We start from the raw sequence: 17985 nt of genomic DNA, 5'->3' as shown, positions 1-17985 counted from the left end.
CAAATCGGCAGCATGATTGCCTCGGCCGCTCCACTTAAAAATCTCAGAAAACTGTCCGAACGAGTGAGGCCACCTCTCAGGTGCCGTCGTTCAATCAGGCCCAGGCAACGATCCGCGGGCAGCTTGAGGCACTTGCACTGGAAAAGGCGAGTGCGCAGATCGTTGGCGGTCTGCTGAAGAATGCGACGATTCAGCAGAATTGAACGTACTTATCGACGGCGTTCGATACGCACAGCCAATGCTGCTTGCTTGTTTATAAGAACGTGGCCGGGGTGCCGGATGGATTACTAGAAAAATGAAAAACACCTTCAAGAACGCATGGAACGGGGAAGAACGTTTGTGGAAAGTCTGGTGGCTGATCGGGGTGCCGTTCGGTCTGCTGTCCATTCCGTTGCTGGTATTGATTCTCGGGCCGACATTTCCGGTACCGCTGCGTCTTGCGGCATTCGTCATTTACATCGTGCCATTTTGCGCATGGGTTCGCTGCGCGTGGATGTGCGCACCGAACGTCGAGAATCGAATCTGGACGATCGCCGCACGCGGCGTCATCGTCTATCGCATAGGTTCGCTCGGTTATCTTTTGTTCAACCTGAATTGACCGTGCAAAGCCTCCCGATCGTCACGCATCGAGCACCGGCAGATTCCGCGGCAGACCCCGCTTGAACATCGCGAGGATCTGCCGCGCCGCCGTCGGTGGCAGCGGGATCGCATGGCGGGCGGCTGCCGCGATCTGGAGCGATCATCGTGACCAACACGTCGTCGATCTCGATCACCGCGCTCGCGGCGCCGCTAGCCGATCCAACACCCGCGCCGATCAGGTCTGGATCGTGTTCATCACATTGGCCGGCGTGATGAGGTCGAACACCACGGTTTCGGGAATCGCGGTGGCGCCCGGATGGGCGTTCAGGTAGTTCGCCGTATCCTTCGCCTGCCGTGCGCCGATCGCCTCGCCGATCTTCACGACATCCCGGTAGTACTCGAACACGGCGTCCCGCAGCTGCGGCTCGACGAAACCGTAGGTGTCCTGCAGGAAGTCGATCGAGGGCTCCAGCACGCCGCGTCCCGTCACCGTTTCGGGGTAGGGGCCCTGGCCGGTCACCGACGCGTTGATCTGCACGTCCATGAAGTTCATGCCGCCGAGGGTCGGATAGGTGGCCGTTTGCGACGGCAGGCAGGCCAGCACGTCGGCCGGCGTCCACCGCGAGGACGGCTTGCCCGCCGGCAACGGATACATCAGCGTCGATGCGTTGGGCACGAATGCCGCATGGTTGTACGCGCCGTCGTTGACCACCGTGTGCTGCACCGAGAACTGCCAGATGAACATCGTGAGCACGTCGCGCAGCGCCGCGACGGTCTTGACCTCGGCCGGGAAGCGATGGGCGAACGTCGCATTGTCGACGAAGTTGAACGCGGGAATCAGTTTGTCGAAGAAGCGCTGAAGCTGGATGTCCGCCGCGATCGCCGGATCGCCGTCCGGATACCGGGTCGCGATGAACTTGCCGACGAACCGGAAGATCGCGTCGTACCAAAGGCCGGCGTCATGAACGTACGCGTAGGAGAACGGCGTCTGCTCGACACCGCGCCGCTTCGTATCGGCCGGAAGGGCCTGCTCCAGGAAGCGAAAGCGATCGTTGTCGTAGTACATCTTGTCCTGCAGCTGATAGTTGCCGATCCGCCCGCACGAGAAGATCAGGTCGTAGACGAAGCCGATGTTGTACACCCCGGGTGCGCCGTTCGCGTCGCGGGTCGCCGGGAAGGACTCGGCATACGGGTCGTAGGCGCGGTTGTAGATGGTCTGCTGGAATTCCACGGTCTTCACCACGTGCGGCCGCAGCAGCTTGAACACGGGGTGCTGCTGGAACGGCTCCGCGGAATGGGGCAGCGTGTCCGGGTTGAACACCTCTTCCGAGAACAGCGCGATCGACACCATCGCGCAGATCTGGTGCGTCAGCAACTGATGAAAGCCCACGTCGTGCAGCGTCTGGCCCGCGCAGTTGGTCTGCATCTTGGCCAGCAGCCACGCATTGTCCGCATTGGGCATGTCCGGCGTGAACAGCTCGCCGCCCGGTTCGAGCTGGATGCCGACCGGCATCAGCTCGTGATGGTGGTTCACGGTGAAGAAGACGAGCGGCTTGGCGAGGTAGTAGCCCACCGGCGTCACCGTGCAGGCGTCCAGGTAGCGCCGGTAGTTGGCCACGTATTGCACCGCGCCCGGCCGGCCGAGACGCGCCGCGTCGACAATGCCGGCTTCCGAAACCAGCCGGTCGAAGTCCGCCGTCGACACCTTCTCGAGCAACGTCGGCATGAAGCCCGCGAGCTGCTGCCGGGCGAACTCGTCGTCGCTCTTCAGCCAGAATTTCGGTGCGGGGATCGTCTGGAAATTGTTGCCGTAGTAGATGTCCTCCAGCATCTTCACCGCGTTTTCCCTATCCACGGGCCTGGGCGGCAGCTTCGCGCGCCAGGCGACGTTGTCGTCCCAGGCCGTGTTCAGCATCGCCAGCACCTGCTTGTCGCGGTTGATGGCCTTCATCGATTGCGGCACCGTGTCGTAGTCCGCCACGAACGCGGGCACCTGGCCATCGAACACGTATTGCGCGTCGCCGTAGATGCTGTCGCCGCCGCCCGGCGGCTTCGATGCCGCGTCGCGGTCCGCCAGGTTGTACGTGTACGCATACGACATCTGGTTGGCCGTGGCCGGGTCGCCTTCGATATCCGGCGCCAGGAACTTGCCCCAGGTCTGCTGCATGGCCTCGATCTTTTCAGCCTCGCCCGCATGCAGAAGGATGTTCAGCACGGCGTTGTAGGCCGAATCCAGCGCCCCGACGATCCAGCCGTGATGCACCGAGCAGCACTCGCCGGCGAAGTTCAGGCAGCCGTCGAACTCGGGCGTCAGCAGCGTCGGGTAGAGCTGCTTGAACTGCCCCGGCTTGAACAGCGCGAACGCGCCGCCGCCCGCGTGCTCGTCCCAGAACCAGGTCTTGGTCGTCACGCCGTCCTCGTAGCCCGCGAAGCACTCGTCGATATTGACTTCGGGGTACAGGTATTGAATGCCCTTGAGGCATTCCGCGATGCGCTCCCGGTCGTCGAGCGCCCCCAGCTTGCGCGCATCGAGCGCCCAGCAATACACCTGCAGCACGCCCTGGTCCGCCGCATAGCCGTACGACGGATAGATGATCTGCCGGTTCGGGCGGTCGGTTGCCGCCGCGCCGTAGCCGCCCGTCTGCTCCTGGCGCTCGCCCGCGTCGGCCCAGAACTGGCGCTTGAAGGTCAGGAAGGCCTTGAACGACGCCATGTAGTTGCATTCGCGGATGGCCTGCGCCTTGTCGAAGGAGATCCCTTCCAGCAGGTTCACGTGCTTCTGGCCGTTCAGGTAGGCGCCGGTGGGCAGCGTGGTGACGACATAGGGATAGGTCCGCTCGTGCTCGCGGCCGTCGTGCGTGCGGCGCACCTTGACCCGCATGCCGCCCTGGCCGTCGTTCAGGCTCGGGTCGTGGCGCAGGCTCGTCACCTCGTGCTGAAGGTGCACGCGCGGCTTGTAAGCGGCCCGCGACGGCTCGCCGCGCGGCGCGCCTTCCGGATCGCGCGCGGTGGATGCCGGCGGCCTGGCATCCGGCGTGAGATTGGGCGGATCGTAACGGTAGGGGCCGCCCGGTTGCGGCAACATGCCGACCTGAATCTGCGCGGTGACGCCATCCTGCACCGTGACGGCGTCCTGCAGATCGAGCACCGTCCGGCACGCGTCCGGGAAGCGCTGCATCCCCTGGTCCACGGTGAGCATGTAGATCGCGTCGTCGTCCGGCCGATACGGGTCCTTGCTGCCGCCCCAGTCATAGACGGCGATCACCATCTCGACGAACGACACCGAGTACATCCCGCTGCCGACGTTGGTGGTCTCGAGGAAATTGGCTACGGACCACGGCAACAGGTCGTTCTTCGCGCCCATCGCCGGATCGTAGTACTCGCCGAGATCCCCGAGGCGGAACTGCGTCGTCAGGTAATCCCACATCGAATACTGGTCGTACTGCATCAGGAGGTCGAAGCCCTCGGCAAACGACCGGTTGATGGCCTTCAGGAACGGCGCGTTCACCTGATCCAGCACCTTGTTGATCGGCAGGTATTGGTCGTTGCCGACGCCCTTCGGCGTCACCCAGGCCAACGGCACGTCGCCGCCGTTCGCCACGCCGAAGTTGAAGCTGTCCAGCGTCGACTCGGCGGCCGTCGTGGGTACGGCCATGTTGTTGTAGCGCAGCCGCTGCTGCGGCGAGTTGTAATAGAACTTCCGCCAGTACACGCTCTGGTCGTCCAGGCCGTTGCGGGCCAGCACCGCATTCACCGCCAGCGCAAGCTGCTGCACCGGCAGCATGTCCGCCGAAAACTGCGGCAGGCGCATCCCGCCGACTTCGCCATACAGGCCGGCGCGCTGCACGTCGTTCGGATCGTAGTCGCTCGAGTACCACGTGTGAATGCGTCCGCCCACACGGTCCGACGATTCGAACAGCTCGAACTCGATGCCGAGCGACTGCAGGATCAGCCCCGCGAACATCCCCGCGAAACCGCCGCCGACGATCCCGACCTGGGGCGCGTCCGCTTTCGCCGATAGCTTGTACGCGGCAGCGCCGCGCGTCGCGCGGATTTCGGCGGCCTTCGCGCGCTGCGTTTCGATCCTGGCGCGGTAGGTGGCCCCATGGTTGGCCAGTATCCAGTTCGAGAACGCGGCGCCGAGCGGGCGCCGCTGCCGGGCGTGGCTCACCGGCGACACGGTCGTGGCGTTGAAATGAAGGAAGCTCATGATGACCTCTTTGCGTGTGGTGTGACGGCGGGGACGGCTAAGTCATTGGGCGATGCCGATGCGTCTCCGAATCGACATCGGACACGCGACGCGCGCGGTGCGCGACGCAAATGCGTGCTCGATCGACAGGGAGGCTGACTTACTTCGGGAGGGGGTGTCCGATGGACGCGTTTCTATACGGGGAACTGCGCCAGGCGCTATTGCGAACAAAGCTGTCCATTTTGAAATGGTCTCCGTGACAGAGCTGTTCAACCCGATGACGTGGATCGGGATTTTTTAAATAAATATTGAATTTAAAATCAACCAGCCGCGACAGCAGGCCATGCAGTCGTCGGTTAAATCCGCGCAACTATGTTTTTTAAATATTGCCTTTTTCTGCCTGGAAGCCCGATGTAATTGGTGCTGTAATCAACTCGTCACATTTGCCGATTCGAGGATGTCGGATTCGCGTTTCGGCGGGGGCATTCTGATATTAGTGGTCGGGTATCTAATATTCCACCTGTTATTATCGACAGTGTTTTTAAATATTGGAATTATCGACGGTATTTTTCAGTATTGGAGAACGGTCGGGCGGTGCCGTACGATATTTCCTGATCGAAGCGGAGCGGATGCCTATACTTGTCGATTGCCGTGCTGCACATTCGAATTCGATCGACATCGAGGCGCAATGACGGACACTCTCCTTTACGGCGATTTCGCGCGGTACTACGATCTCGTGCATGCCGGGTTCGATTACGACGGCCATGTCGATGCGATGCATGCACTGCTGCGCGCGGAGGACGTGCTCGACGGCGCGAACGTGCTCGAAGCGGCCTGCGGCACGGGCAATTACCTGATGGCACTGCGCCGGCATTACACGGTGTACGGGTTCGATCGCAGCGAGGCGATGCTGCGCGTGGCGCGCGACAAGCTGCCCGACACGCCGCTGCGGTTGGCCGATCTCCGGGATTTCGACTGGCCGGAACGCGTCGACGTGATCCTCTGCCTCTGTTCCGCCATTGCCTATCTACGCTCGTACGACGAGCTTGCCGAAGCCATCGCGGCGTTCGCGCGCGCGTTGCCGCCGCGCGGGGTGCTCGTTCTGCGTCCGTGGCTGACCCCCGCCCAGGCGTGCGACGGTGCGCTCTGGATGGACACGTTCGACGGCAATGCGCTCAAGCTGTGCCGGCAGGCCGTGCTCAGGCGCGAGAACCGTGACTCGATACTCGATTTTCATTGGCTGGTCGCGACGGCCGAAGCCGGTGTCAGCCATCACGTCGATCGTCACGTGCTGCATCTTTTCGACGATCGCGAGATCGAGACGGCGCTGTCGACGGGAGGCTTTTCGTGCCGGCGCGTCGTCGTCGCCGGCTTCGGCGAGCCGTTGTGGCTCGCTCGCCGGGCGGCCTGACCATGAGCGCGGAACTCTTTCCCGGCCGGGCGCGCGGCGCGCCGTTCAGGATCTGCGTGTGTGGCGGCGGAAGCCTTGCGCATGCACTCGTCGCGGTGCTGGGGGCGAGCGCGTCGAACGAGGTACGGTTGCTCACGCGCCAGCCCGAGCGGTGGTCGCGGCGCATCCGGCTGATCTACCTCGACAAGGCCGAGCTGCACGGGACCGTGCGCGCCGTCTCGGAGGACCCGTCCGAGGTGGTCGCCGGCGCCGACCTCGTGATCCTGGCGATTCCGCACGCCGCGCGTGAAGTCGTGTTGCGCCGGATCGCGCCGTATCTGAGCCGGCACACCTGGCTCGCGGGCTTTCCGGGCTACGGCGGCTTGCCATGGGCCGTGCGTCTTGCGCTCGGTCCCGAGCAGCGCTTTCTCGGCCTGCAGCGCGTGCCGTACGTCCGGAAGGTCGTGTCGTACGGCGAGGTCGTCTGGGTATCCGGCATCCGTCCCGAGCTGTTCGTCGCCACCGTGCCGGGCCACTGCGCACCGTCCGCCGCGCGATGGCTGCAAGCGCTGCTCAACATCCCGACGACGCCGCTCGCGCATTATCTTGCGGTCTGCCTGAGCAATTCCAATCCGATCTTCCATCCCGCGCGCCTTTACTCGCTCTGGCGCGACGCGTCACCGGAAGGCGTCTGGGCGACGCGTCCGCAGTTCTACGAAGACTGGGACGAGCCGGCATCGACGCGCTATCTGGCTTGCGAGCGCGATCTGCAATCGATCGGCGGCGCGTGCCCGGCCGATCTGTCGGGCCGCCGGTCCTTGCTCGACCACTACGGCGCGCGAGATGCGCGGGAGATGACGCAGATCATCCGGCGTATCGCGGCGCTGCGCGACCGGCCCGTGCCGATGCGGGCCGTCGACGATGGCTGGATGCCCGACGTGCACAGTTACTACTTTGCCGAGGACGTGCCGTACGGCATCGTCGTGCAACGCGCACTCGCCGATATCGTGGGCGTCGCGACACCGGCGCTCGATGAGGTCATTCGCTGGGCGCAGCGCTGGATGGGCAGAATGTGGCTCGACGACGGCCACGCGCTGGGTCGCGACACGCATGGCTTGCCGCTGCCGCAGCGTTTCGGCGTGGCGAATGCGGCGGATCTCGTCGACACGCTCAGGTGACGCGGCATCGCGCATCGGATCGTTGGTGCGCGCCTATGCGTGCCTACGCGCGCCACAAAACCGGAAAGACCAGTGGGTCCGCAAAATCCGGCGTGCCGCCCGGCGTCAGCCTGCACAGCAATTCGTTCGAATGCATCGCTCGGCGGCCGTTCGGCTGAATCCACGGTTGATGGCGATTCGCCGCGTCCTGCAGATGGACGGCGAGCGCGATTCGTGGGGCTTTGCCGAGATTCGGCACGCTCCGATGCAGCACCCGGCTGTGGTGGAACACGACCTGGCCACGCGCGACGGGCAACACGCGCACGACCGGCTCGACCGCATCCGGCACCATCGCCGCCGGTACCTGTCCGTCGAAGTCGGGCGTCAGGAAGCGTCGTTCCAGCGAGATCGTCGGCCAACGGTGGCTGCCCTCGACAACGGCGAGCGTCCCATCGTCCGCGCTGCAATCCGCGAGCGGAATCCACGCGGTCAGCAGTTCCGTCGAACTCGAGTTGCCCCAATAGGCCACATCCGTATGCCAGCCGGTTTCGGTCGACGCCGGCGGGAGTCCGCCGGGCTTCACGATCAGGCGGTCGTGGAACAGGCGGATCTCGCTCGTGCGCGCGAGTCGCCCCGCGATCGCGGCGATCGCGGGGTAGGCGACGAGGTCGCGCACCGCGCGCATCTGCAACGACAGGTAGCCGCTGATCTGGATGACTTGCGCGGCCCCCTCGACCCAGTCGCGCTGCGTCGCCTGCGCGGCAATCGTCGCGTCGCGATCGCCGCGCCGGTAGCGCGCGATGTCCTCGGCGGCCGCGTCGAGCAAAGCGGCGGGAACGATGGCATCGCTCACGAACCAGCCCCGTTGCGCGTAGGCCGAGCAATCGGCATCGTTCGGCAGGCACGCGGCCTGGTCGGGCGGGAGCGCCGCCGTGGCGGGAAAGGTCAGCATGGCGAGCCATCCAGGATTGCGGCGCTTGCGCCGGCGTAGAGCGGTGCGCAGCGCATCGGCAAGCGCGCGTCGCGCGAGAACGATTCGACGGACGCCGCGTCGAGTAGCCCCAGGGATTGGGCGTCCTGCCACGGCGAAGGGGGCGCCGCGCGATCGTGGGCCGGCAGTTCAATCAGCCTTTCGGCCCATCCGAGCATCGTGTCGAGCACCGGCGTTTCCACGCGGGCGAGTCGGCCAAGTTCTCGATGGATCGCCAGTCCGTACGCGAAGTCTTCCTGAAAGAAGCGCGCATCGGTATCGGGCGAACCATCGGCCCGGGATGGGACGGCGATATGGCGCAGCGGCGCCATCGAGCGAATGAGCGCCGTCACGACGTCCGGCGAATTCGCGCCGAAATGGGCGCGCGCACCGATTTCGTCCGGCACGTTCAACGCGCTTCGGATCCGCGCGAGCTCGTCGTCGAGGCACAGCAGATGCGCGCTGGCCACGTCGTTCCAGTCGCCGTAAAAGCGCACGGACTGCGGGACCGGTCTGCCGCTGCCGTAGAGCGCGAAGAGACGCGGCGGATGCAGGGCGGGGTTGTCGAACCCGAGCGTGACGGACAGGTAGCCGTTCAGCGGGCGAAGCTCGAACCCGAACGCGTCGGACAGACGCGGCGCGAGCGCCGCCAGCTCGCGTGCCGGATGGCCCGCGATGCCGACGCGGCTTCGGACCGCGGTGACGTGAACCACCTGGCCGCGCACGATGGTGCACGCGACCCATGGCGTGCGTTGCAATCCGAAATATCGCACGCTGCTCCCGAGCGCTCGGGCGACGCGCCAGTCGAATCCGGCCGCGCAGCCGAGGCACCCCACCCACGCGTGCGGTGCGAGGAACGGCCGGATGTGTTCGAGGAGCGTGGCATGCGCGAACGCGGGCACCGCGAGCAACACCCAGTCGCTCGCGCCGATCGCGCGGGCCGGGTCGTCTGTCGCAGCGACGGGGCCGGCCAGGCGCAGGCGATCGCCGAAATGAATCGTGGCGACGTCCGACCAGCCCGACGGTTCGCGCGTCAGTACCGAGACCTCGAAACCAGGCCTTGCCGCGAGCACCGCCGCCGCCGTGAGCGCGATGCTGCCTCCGCCGCAGACGGCGACCTTCATGACGTAGCGGAGGCGGGCGACGGGGCCGTGAGCGCGTGCAGTTCGACGAAGGTGGCGCGAAGCAGGCTGGCGATGTCGCGCAGCAACGGAATGACGACGGACGCGCCGCCGCGTTCGGCGGTCAGCCGGTAGGCGATCTCCACCATCTCCGCATAGTGGTCGTCCTGTTCGTCGATGCGCAGGTGTGCTTTCGCGCCGCGCACGTGTCGCTCGCCGAACACGGCGGCGGCCCGTTCGATCGCCGCGCGGGAGAAGCGCGCCGAATTCCACTCGACGAAAATCGAATAGCTGACCGCGGCCACCGAGCCGACGCCGTGGATTTGCGCCTCGAGATAGTCGAGCAGCGCACGCGTCGATTTCAGCGGCGGCCGCTCGTCGATGATCGACTTCCGGTAACCGTGCGTGGCGAGATCGGCCAGGAACATGCGGTCGTGCTTCATCTCCTCGACGATGTAGTCGCCCCACCGGCACGCGGTGTCGTAATCCTCGTCGAGCATCTTCAGCAACGCGAGCGCGTCGGTGCGCGCCGTCAGGCGGATGCGATGAACCGTCTCGATCCGGTGCGCGATGTAGTAATCGGTGTCGAACGGCAGCGTCGCGTCCGCCAATTGCCCGGCGCGCGGCACTTCGGCTCGATACCGGTGCGCCTCCTCGAGCAGCACCGCCTCGATCGCGTCGCGAAATGCCGCCGCTGACGGCGCGGCGGCCGACGGCATGTCGTACGCGTTGCGCGCGACGCTCATTTAACGAGATCGAAACCGATCGGAAGCCGGTCGACGGTCAGTCGGTCCGCCGCCGCATGGATTTCTGCGGCCCGATGCGCACGCTGCAACAGCAGATCGACGAATTTGACGTCGTCGTCGGTCAATTTATTCGAACCGAGACGCTCGCGAATGTCACGAATATCCTGAGCGGCAATGATGACGTAAGCCATGCTGATCCCCTTGTAAAATTTATTGAAGAAGTAATGCCTTTATCTTTCTAGGTAACGGGGTGGGCGAAGTCAAGGAGCGTCACCCGGCATGATTCATGCGCCGCGCGCGTGGTGGCGTGAATGCCGTTTCGGTTCACGCTGAAAGCAATTACGCCACTTTTTGCAATCACACTTCGAGTGAATTTCTTGAGAGAAGACGACGTGCGTGCGGGTAAAACGGGGGCTGTCGGGAAAATGAAAAATATCGACCGCTTGCCCATTCGAGTCGAACTGCGATCACAAAATCGACGCTGAATTTATAGAAAAATAAATGCGAATTTCAATGCGTACTTGTCTGAATAAAAGCTATTGGCGCCTGTCCTAGACTTCGGATTCCGTCCGCGAGGGATTTCACGGATGGGGAGATCCCTGCGCGTATCACGAAGCCGTTCATGCGCGGCGGGCGACGATTGGGTCGATAAAGAGAAAGCAATCGGACGACACCTGCGTCTACGTTCTCAGCTCGGGGCTGAATCGGAAAAGTACTAAGGAGGCCATAAAATGACCAAATATATTCGCAACAATGCCTGGAATGCCGGTGGCGATTTCAACAATCAGGATCTCCTCTGGTACGCGAAGGGCGTCGCAAAGATGATGGGGCGCGCGCTGAACGACACGTCCAGCTGGTGGTTCTACGCGGCCATGCATGGCGAGTACCTCACGCCCGCAACGACCGGGAAGATCCCACCGGGTCTCTACCCGAGGTGGAGCGAGATCCAGAGCCCGCCGAGCGTGCCGACCACGCCGCTTCCCGACCTGGCGACCCAGAATCGGTACTGGAATCAGTGCCAGCATGGCACCTGGTATTTCCTGCCGTGGCACCGTGGTTATCTGCTGGCGCTCGAGGCTCAGTTGCGTGCCGACATCGTCAGCCTGGGCGGCCCCGCAACCTGGGCGCTGCCTTACTGGAACTACTTTGGCGGCGTGAACGGCGCCGAGGCGCAGATGCCGCCGGCTTTTGCCCAGCAGACCTTGTCCGACGGGAGTGCCAATCCCCTGTATGTGAAGATGCGTTATGGTCCGGACGGAGACGGCGACATCTACATCCCGACGAACACCAGGGCGGCGGCGGACGATCAGAATGTCGATCAGGACGTGACGCAAGCCTGCCAGACCAACGACCTCTTTACCGGGACGAATCAAGCAACCCCGTGGCCGGGATACGGTGGTCCGGATCACGCGTGGTTTTCCCACAATGGCAGGACCCACGGAAACATGGAGCACAATCCGCACGACCTGGTCCATGTATACGCGGGGGGCACGGTCAGCAAAGACGATTTCGGCCTGATGGCCGATCCCGGCACGGCGGGACTGGACCCGATCTTCTACCTGCATCACGCCAACATCGACCGCATGTGGGCATCGTGGAACGCGGCAGGCAACGCCAACCCTGAAGACGCAGACTGGCTTCATGGCCCCGTGCGGATTTTCGTGATGCCGGAGCCGAACGGCGAAAGCAAGCAGTTCACGCCCGGGGACATGACCAGCCTTGCCAACCTGGACTACACCTACGAGGACCTCGCCGTGGCTGGCCAGGTCGCGGGAGCGCCGCTAGTGCTGAGACTGCAGAAGCTGGGCGTCGCCGGCCTTCCGGCCGCGACGGCGCATCAGGCGCCCAGCCCGAAGGCGACGCAAACGCCTGCCGAGCTGCTGGGCGCTGCCTCGGGTGCCGTGCAGATCTCGGGAGCCGGCAGCGGGTCCATCAGTGTGCGACTGGATGCCGATGTCCAGCAGCGCGTGATCGAGAGTCTCGCGGATGCGTCGCTCGCGGCTCCGCCCGATCGGGTGTACCTCAAGCTGGAGAACGTGCGCGGCACGCTGGATGCGACGGTGCTGGGCGTGTACGTCAACCTGCCTGCCGATCACGCCAGCCCGGCGGTTCGGCACGCACACCAGGCGGGCGCCATCGCGTTGTTCGGGCTGCGGCGTGCCAGCGACGCGGATGGCGGGCATGGCGGAGACGGCTTGACCTACGTGCTGGACATCACGCAATTGCTGGACCAGCAGTATCTTGAGGGCCAGCTGCCGAGCGCAAACCTCACCGTCACCCTGTTGGCACGACACGCGCTGTCCGAGCAAGCCACGATCGAGATAGGCCGCGTGAGCGTCTATCGGCAGCCCGAATGAGCGCGCCGCATCATGATCCTCAATCGGCGTGAGCTTGCCCGCGTGCGGTTCGGCGTGCTTGGCGCAAGCGCGGCTGCCTGGATCGCGATCGTCGCGTCGTCGCTCGGGTTGGGCCACGAGGGGCTTGAGGATGCGTTGTGCAGTTCGACGCAACCCGTCATCGGGCCGGCCGCAGGCTGGATTCTGTCGACCAGCCGCGGTTGGCTGTTGATGATCGTGGCCATGATGGGCCCGATGACGCTGCCCGCCATCGTGCACATTCGTGTCAGCACCTTTGCCAACCGACGCTGGCGTGCCGTTGCACTGTTCATGCTGGGCTTCATGGCCGCGTGGGTGATACCGGGCCTGGCGATGACGGCGCTGGGAACGGCCGTGAAAGACGCGACGGCGAATTCGTACGTTCCGGCCGCGGTGGCCGCGTTCGTCGCGTGCGTCTGGCAGGTTTCGCCGTTCAAGCAGCGGTGCCTCAATCGCTGTCATGCGCACCGTCCGTTGTCGCCGTTCGGGCGGAAGGCCGATGTCGATGCCCTTCGGCTCGGGCTGCGGCACGGGTGGTGGTGCATCGGCACGTGCTGGGCGCTGATGCTGGCGATGGTGCTGCTGCCCGGATGGCAACTGGCGGCGATGGTCGCCGTTTCGGTGCTGGCTTTTTGCGAGCGGCTGGACCCCCCGACGGCGCCCGCATGGCGGCTCAGGGGGGCGCGCACGGCCGGCCTCTGGCTGCGCCGCGAAATCGCGCATGCCAGGTTGCGCATGCTGCGTCAAACGGGGCACAGTGCTGAACGTCAGGCTCGGAAACATGAACTCGTATGACTGACCCAACCAACGTGACAGGCCCGCGTCGCTCGCTGCGCGTGATTGCATCGAGCGACGCCCCCATCCTCGTGGAAGGCGATGGCGCGGAGGTCCAGCTGAGCATCGACCACGCGGCCATCGTCGCGCTGGCGTCCGAACAAGCCGTCCACGCGGGCGACGCATCCGTGTTCCGTTTCTACCTGGAGCTGGAGCAGGTCCGCGGTACGCACGATGCGGCCGTGTTGCAGGTGTTTCTGCGGACCCCGGGTGCCACCCAGGCCAGCCATCCCCAGGACACCTATCTGGCCAGCGTCGGTTTGTTCGGACTCCGGCTGGCAAGCATGGGCGATGCGGGCGAGGGGCTGTTCTACTCCCTCGACATCACATCGCACGCCGCGCGACTGCAGCACGCGGCCGTGCCGGCGGCAGCGCGCCTCTGCGTGTCGATCCAGTCCCGGCACACGCTTCCCGGCGGCGTCGGGATTCACATCGGTCGAGTCAGCATCTGCGTCGAACGTATCAACACTTGAAAGCAGCGTGCTGAACATGCAGCGCGCGCATCGCATACGGGGAGAGCATGCAATGGGCACAACCGGCAATCGCTCGCGTTCCTGCGGCGGCGGCAAGCATCGAAACGGATTGAGGCAAGCCTGCGTGTCCGCGGCGATCGGCCTGGCGGCCGCGCTGGGCGCGTCTGGCGCGATGTCCGCGTCCGGCGGCGATGCGCATGGCGCGGCGGTTCACGACATGCACGGCATGGCGAGCGAGCACATGATGAGCACGCTGCCCGGCAGCAAGGCGTCGATCTCGCTGGCGGAAATCGCGGCCAACGATCCCGAGCCGCCGACCGATTTCGACATCGGGACGCTGACGAAAAAGATCAAGACGGCCAACCCGGAGACGCAGGCCTTTTTCGATCAGGGGCTGCGTTTCTACTGCGCGTTCAATTTTCGCGAATCGTACCGCGCGTTCAAGGCCGCGCTCAAGCGAGACCCCGACTGCGTGATGTGCCGGTGGGGGATCGCGATGTCGCTGGGCGTGAACATCAATCAGCTCGATCAGCCGGAACAGGATCGCCGGATCGCGCAGCAGATGCTCAACGACGCACTGCGTATCCGCGATGCGGATCCGAAGGAGCGCGCGCTGGTCGAGGCGGTGCTGCCGCGCTATGAAGCGCATCGGCAGATTCCCGGGGAGCTCGAACGCCAGGCCCGGCGCAACAAGGACTATGCCGGCGCGATGACTGCGCTCGCCCACCGCTACCCGGACGATCCGGACATTCAGACCCAGTATGCGGATGCGGTGATGAACCTCAAGCCGTGGGAATACTGGGACCGTCAGGGGAACGCGGCCTACCGGGAGATTCCACCGGCAGTCGATGCGGTCGAGGACGGGCTGAAGGATCACGCCGATCACATGGCGCTCGTCCATTGGTACATCCATATTCGCGAGGGGTCGACGGAGCCGGATGTCGTGACGCCCTTTGCGAACAAGTTGCCGGCGCTCGCGCCCGGCGCGGGCCACCTGGTCCATATGCCGTCGCACATCTACTACCGCACCGGCGACCACCTGAAATCGTTCGAAGCGAACCGGAACGCCACGGCGAGCGACGAGGCTTATTTCAGCAAGGTCGACGCGGGGCGCCCGGGCGGCATCGATCACCCGGACGGCGACCGCTATCGCTGGGGCTACTACCGGCACAACATCCATTTCGCGCTGGCGTCGGCGATCATGACCGGCAACGTCGAGGACATGAGCTGGGCCGCGGATCGGCTGCGGCGTTCGGAAGGCGAGGGCGTGACGTTCCGGACCGACCGCTATCGCGGCGTCTATTACCAGGCGCTGCCGTACTTCAAGGCGCCGGACGAGATCATCCAGCAGCCGCCGCCGGGCGGGGCGGCAAAGGACTGGCGCTTCGCGCGCATCTCGTGGGACTACGCGCAGGTGCTTGCCTACGTTCGCAAACGCGATGTCCAGCGCGCACGCGGCGCGTATCTGAAACTCGAGGAGGATGTGATCGCGTTCAGGAACGAGCGGCGCGACGAAGTGATGGGGCACCAGGCCGCGCAGATCATGCAAGCGGTCGCGCGCGCGCGAATCGACCAGATGAACGGCGACGCGCGAGGCGGCGTGCGCGTGCTCGAACACTCGGTCAGGCTACAGGACGCGATGAACTACGACGAGCCGCCTTACTGGATGGTGCCGGTCAGGCAGACCCTCGCCGCACTGCTGATCGACCTCGGCCGATACGACAACGCGATCGACACGCTCCACGCGTCGCTTGGCGGCGACGACCCGAATCGCAACCTGTACATGAATTTCAAGGGCAACGGCTGGGCGTATTTCGGGCTGACGCAAGCGTATGAACGCAAGGGGATCGAGAACCTGACGCCCGATCAACGGAGCGACTACGACAACGCACGGAAGCGGCTCGCCGAATACTGTCCGCCGGGCAGTGAGGCATGCGCGTTGTCGCTCGACCGGATGTAGGCAGGCCGTGCCGGCCGGTTGAATTATTTCGTAAATCGATTTTAATCGTCAAATAGTTAAGCTAATCAGAGTCGCATTCTTTCATATCGATTAAATTGACGTTTCAATATGTAATGTTATATCTTGATTGCCCAAAAACAATCGAGAGAAAATAAAGTGGCAATAAACGAGGTGCTTCAAAAAAGCCGCCGCTGGTCGGCCATCGTCGCGTGGTCGGTATTCGCCGGACTGGCCGGCACCGCGTCGGCCAATACCGAGCCGGCGCAGCCGACGCAACCCAAGCAGGCGCGCATGCCTCGCGTGCCGCAGAATCTGCCCGTGTCGCCCGAGCAGGCGCAGTACAACCTGCCGCTCAGCGAGCAGGATCGCGCGGCGCTGACCAAGCCTTCGCAGCTCAAGCAGCCGGCCACGCGCAGCAAGCGCAGCACGTCGGGTGCCGATTGCCGCGACATGTCGGTGATGACCCAGTACCGCGGCGCGGCACTCGCCGATTACATCGCGAATCTTCCCGATTACGAATGCCATTACGGCCTGTTCTCGGTCGATAAAGCGCAGGCCACACAGATCTTCAATGCCGAAAACGTGCACGCTGTCGCGGGTCGTTTCGTGCAGGAAATCTATAAATACGATGCAAGCAATTTGATCCTGGTCAATTTGCTGATTTACCTGCGTGCCGCTTATTACCAATATGATGTATCGGGCATTGCGAACCCGATTCCGAATCTCGCGGTGTCGCTGCGCCCGTATATCAAGCAAAGTCTGGAGGGCGATGCGCTCTATCGCGACAATTCGCGCGCGCCGAGTACCGCGAACGAGCTGATGAAGCTCATCACGAACATGCGGGACGAAGCGTACTATCTGCCGACGCTGAAGAACCGCATCGCGTCCTACACCGTGAGCGCGGCGAATCCGCAGGGGGCGGCGCCGCTGCTGCAACGCAGTGCGGCGGGCGGCTTCACCGGCTTGCTCACGGTGTTCTTCTACGCGCACCAGCGCAGCGGCGCGCAGCCGATGCTCGACAGCGACGCGACGCTCCCGGAGACGCTCAACCGCTTCGTCACCGCGAACCGCGCGAGCCTGTCGAACACGAGCGCCGCCTATCAGCTGGCCGACGCGGCGCGCGAAACGTTCCGCTTCCTCCGCTATCCGACGCAGAAGCCACGCGTGAAGAAAATGATCCAGGACATGCTCGCGTCGACGAGCATGACGGGCGCGGACAGCGATCTCTGGCTCGCGGCGGCGGAAGCGGTCGACTACGGCGATCCGGGCAGCTGCGCGGACTACGGCACCTGCGACTACAAGAAGCGGCTGGCCGACACGGTGCTGTCGAATCGCTACGCTTGCAACGCGGGCGTGCGCATTCTCGCGCAGGACATGACGATGCCGCAGCTGCAGTCGGTCTGCACGGCGGTCGCGCGGCAGGACGACTACTTCCACCGGATGATGAAGACCGGGCGCAAGCCGGTCACGGGCGATCGCAACGACACGATCGAACTCGTCATTTTCGATGACTACACGAACTATCGAAAATACGCGTCGGTGATCTACGGCATCAGCACCGACAACGGCGGCATGTATCTCGAGGGCGATCCGTCCGCACCCGGCAACCAGGCGCGCTTCATCGCGCACGAGGCATCGTGGCTGCGGCCCGAGTTCAAGGTGTGGAACCTCGAGCACGAGTTCACGCACTATCTCGACGGCCGCTACGACATGGCGGGCGACTTCTCGGTGAGCACCGCGAAGCCGACCGTGTGGTGGATCGAAGGCGTCGCCGAGTATCTGTCGAGAAAGAACGACAACCAGGAGTCGATCGACGCGGTGCGCACGAGCGCGTACCGGTTCTCGGACGTGCTCGGCACGCGTTACTCGTCGAGTGACTACGTCGCGCGCGCGTACCGGTGGGGCTACATGGCGACGCGCTTCATGTTCGAACGCCATCGCGCGGACGTCGACACGATCGTGTCGCGCTTCCGGGTAGGCGACTACGACGGCTACGCAAACTATGTCGCGTACATCGGCAATCGCTACGACACCGAGTTCGCCGACTGGGCGCGCAACGCGACGACGACGGGCGAGCCGCCGGTGCCGGCGAAGCGCTGACCGGCACGGGCCGGCTCCGCGTGATCGGACGCCGGCCACCGTGGCGCCCGACGCACCAGGGCAGGAAGCAGGGGCAGGAAGCGGCCCTCGA

At 64.4% G+C, this 17985-nt stretch carries 14 protein-coding genes; 9 read left to right on the top strand and 5 right to left on the bottom strand.

Translation table 11 applies throughout. The features are described from left to right. The first annotated feature begins 80 nt into the window (after nt 1-80). Nucleotides 81-203 carry a hypothetical protein gene (locus BCO18175_RS40860; protein ID WP_302480644.1) on the top strand — a complete coding sequence of 41 codons (123 nt, stop codon included), beginning with the start codon at nt 81-83 and terminating at the stop codon, nt 201-203. Between the two features lie 92 nt (nt 204-295). Next, nucleotides 296-598, top strand: coding sequence for a hypothetical protein (locus BCO18175_RS10565; protein WP_174980542.1), 303 nt, complete (start codon nt 296-298; stop codon nt 596-598). A gap of 216 nt (nt 599-814) precedes the next feature. On the opposite strand, the gene BCO18175_RS10560 is transcribed toward BCO18175_RS10565, so the two are convergent. Further along, entirely contained in the window at nt 815-4789 is a 3975-nt protein-coding gene (locus BCO18175_RS10560; RefSeq protein WP_174980541.1) for an FAD-dependent oxidoreductase, read from the bottom strand. Between the two features lie 667 nt (nt 4790-5456). Between BCO18175_RS10560 and BCO18175_RS10555 the strand changes: the two genes are divergently transcribed. Both BCO18175_RS10555 and BCO18175_RS10550 read left to right on the top strand, forming a co-directional pair. Then, a complete protein-coding gene (locus BCO18175_RS10555; RefSeq protein WP_174980540.1) occupies nt 5457-6179 on the top strand; it encodes a class I SAM-dependent DNA methyltransferase in 723 nt (240 codons plus the stop codon). Between the two features lie 2 nt (nt 6180-6181). Further along, the gene (locus BCO18175_RS10550; RefSeq protein WP_174980539.1) at nt 6182-7336 is read left to right on the top strand and encodes an NAD/NADP-dependent octopine/nopaline dehydrogenase family protein; all 1155 of its coding nucleotides are present in this window, start codon (nt 6182-6184) and stop codon (nt 7334-7336) included. 43 nt (nt 7337-7379) lie between these two features. Here BCO18175_RS10550 and BCO18175_RS10545 read toward each other — a convergent pair whose 3' ends face one another. From BCO18175_RS10545 to BCO18175_RS10530, 4 genes are read right to left on the bottom strand one after another with little or no spacing between them, the layout of a single operon-like run. After that, on the bottom strand, nt 7380-8267 hold the full coding sequence (locus BCO18175_RS10545) for a phytanoyl-CoA dioxygenase family protein (protein WP_174980538.1): 888 nt from the start codon (nt 8265-8267) through the stop codon (nt 7380-7382). Further along, nucleotides 8261-9409, bottom strand: coding sequence for an NAD/NADP octopine/nopaline dehydrogenase family protein (locus BCO18175_RS10540; protein WP_174980537.1), 1149 nt, complete (start codon nt 9407-9409; stop codon nt 8261-8263). The genes BCO18175_RS10545 and BCO18175_RS10540 overlap by 7 nt, the downstream gene beginning before the upstream one ends. After that, the gene (locus BCO18175_RS10535) at nt 9406-10152 is read right to left on the bottom strand and encodes a hypothetical protein (RefSeq protein ID WP_254608028.1); all 747 of its coding nucleotides are present in this window, start codon (nt 10150-10152) and stop codon (nt 9406-9408) included. Before BCO18175_RS10535 ends, BCO18175_RS10540 begins: the two co-directional genes overlap by 4 nt. Next, nucleotides 10149-10343 carry a hypothetical protein gene (locus BCO18175_RS10530; protein ID WP_174980536.1) on the bottom strand — a complete coding sequence of 65 codons (195 nt, stop codon included), beginning with the start codon at nt 10341-10343 and terminating at the stop codon, nt 10149-10151. Before BCO18175_RS10530 ends, BCO18175_RS10535 begins: the two co-directional genes overlap by 4 nt. Before the next feature lie 540 nt (nt 10344-10883). Here BCO18175_RS10530 and BCO18175_RS10525 point away from each other — a divergent pair. The 5 genes from BCO18175_RS10525 (at nt 10884) to BCO18175_RS10505 (ending at nt 17894) form a co-directional block, all read left to right on the top strand. Then, on the top strand, nt 10884-12509 hold the full coding sequence (locus tag BCO18175_RS10525) for a tyrosinase family protein (protein WP_174980535.1): 1626 nt from the start codon (nt 10884-10886) through the stop codon (nt 12507-12509). 12 nt (nt 12510-12521) lie between these two features. Then, nucleotides 12522-13322 carry a DUF2182 domain-containing protein gene (locus BCO18175_RS10520; RefSeq protein ID WP_174980534.1) on the top strand — a complete coding sequence of 267 codons (801 nt, stop codon included), beginning with the start codon at nt 12522-12524 and terminating at the stop codon, nt 13320-13322. After that, a complete protein-coding gene (locus BCO18175_RS10515) occupies nt 13319-13834 on the top strand; it encodes a DUF7868 domain-containing protein (RefSeq protein WP_174980533.1) in 516 nt (171 codons plus the stop codon). The genes BCO18175_RS10520 and BCO18175_RS10515 overlap by 4 nt, the downstream gene beginning before the upstream one ends. Before the next feature lie 124 nt (nt 13835-13958). Beyond that, nucleotides 13959-15794: a tetratricopeptide repeat protein gene (locus tag BCO18175_RS10510; protein WP_254608027.1), complete on the top strand. Its 1836-nt coding sequence runs from the start codon at nt 13959-13961 to the stop codon at nt 15792-15794. 162 nt (nt 15795-15956) lie between these two features. Beyond that, nucleotides 15957-17894 carry a collagenase gene (locus BCO18175_RS10505; protein WP_438820491.1) on the top strand — a complete coding sequence of 646 codons (1938 nt, stop codon included), beginning with the start codon at nt 15957-15959 and terminating at the stop codon, nt 17892-17894. The last annotated feature ends 91 nt before the right edge of the window (nt 17895-17985 follow it).

It is taken from the genome of Burkholderia lata, assembly GCF_902499335.1.
In the GTDB taxonomy this organism is placed as follows: Bacteria; Pseudomonadota; Gammaproteobacteria; order Burkholderiales; family Burkholderiaceae; genus Burkholderia; species Burkholderia lata_B.
The sequence above is the reverse complement of the archived record's forward strand: the minus strand, read 5'-3'. Positions and strand labels throughout refer to the sequence as shown.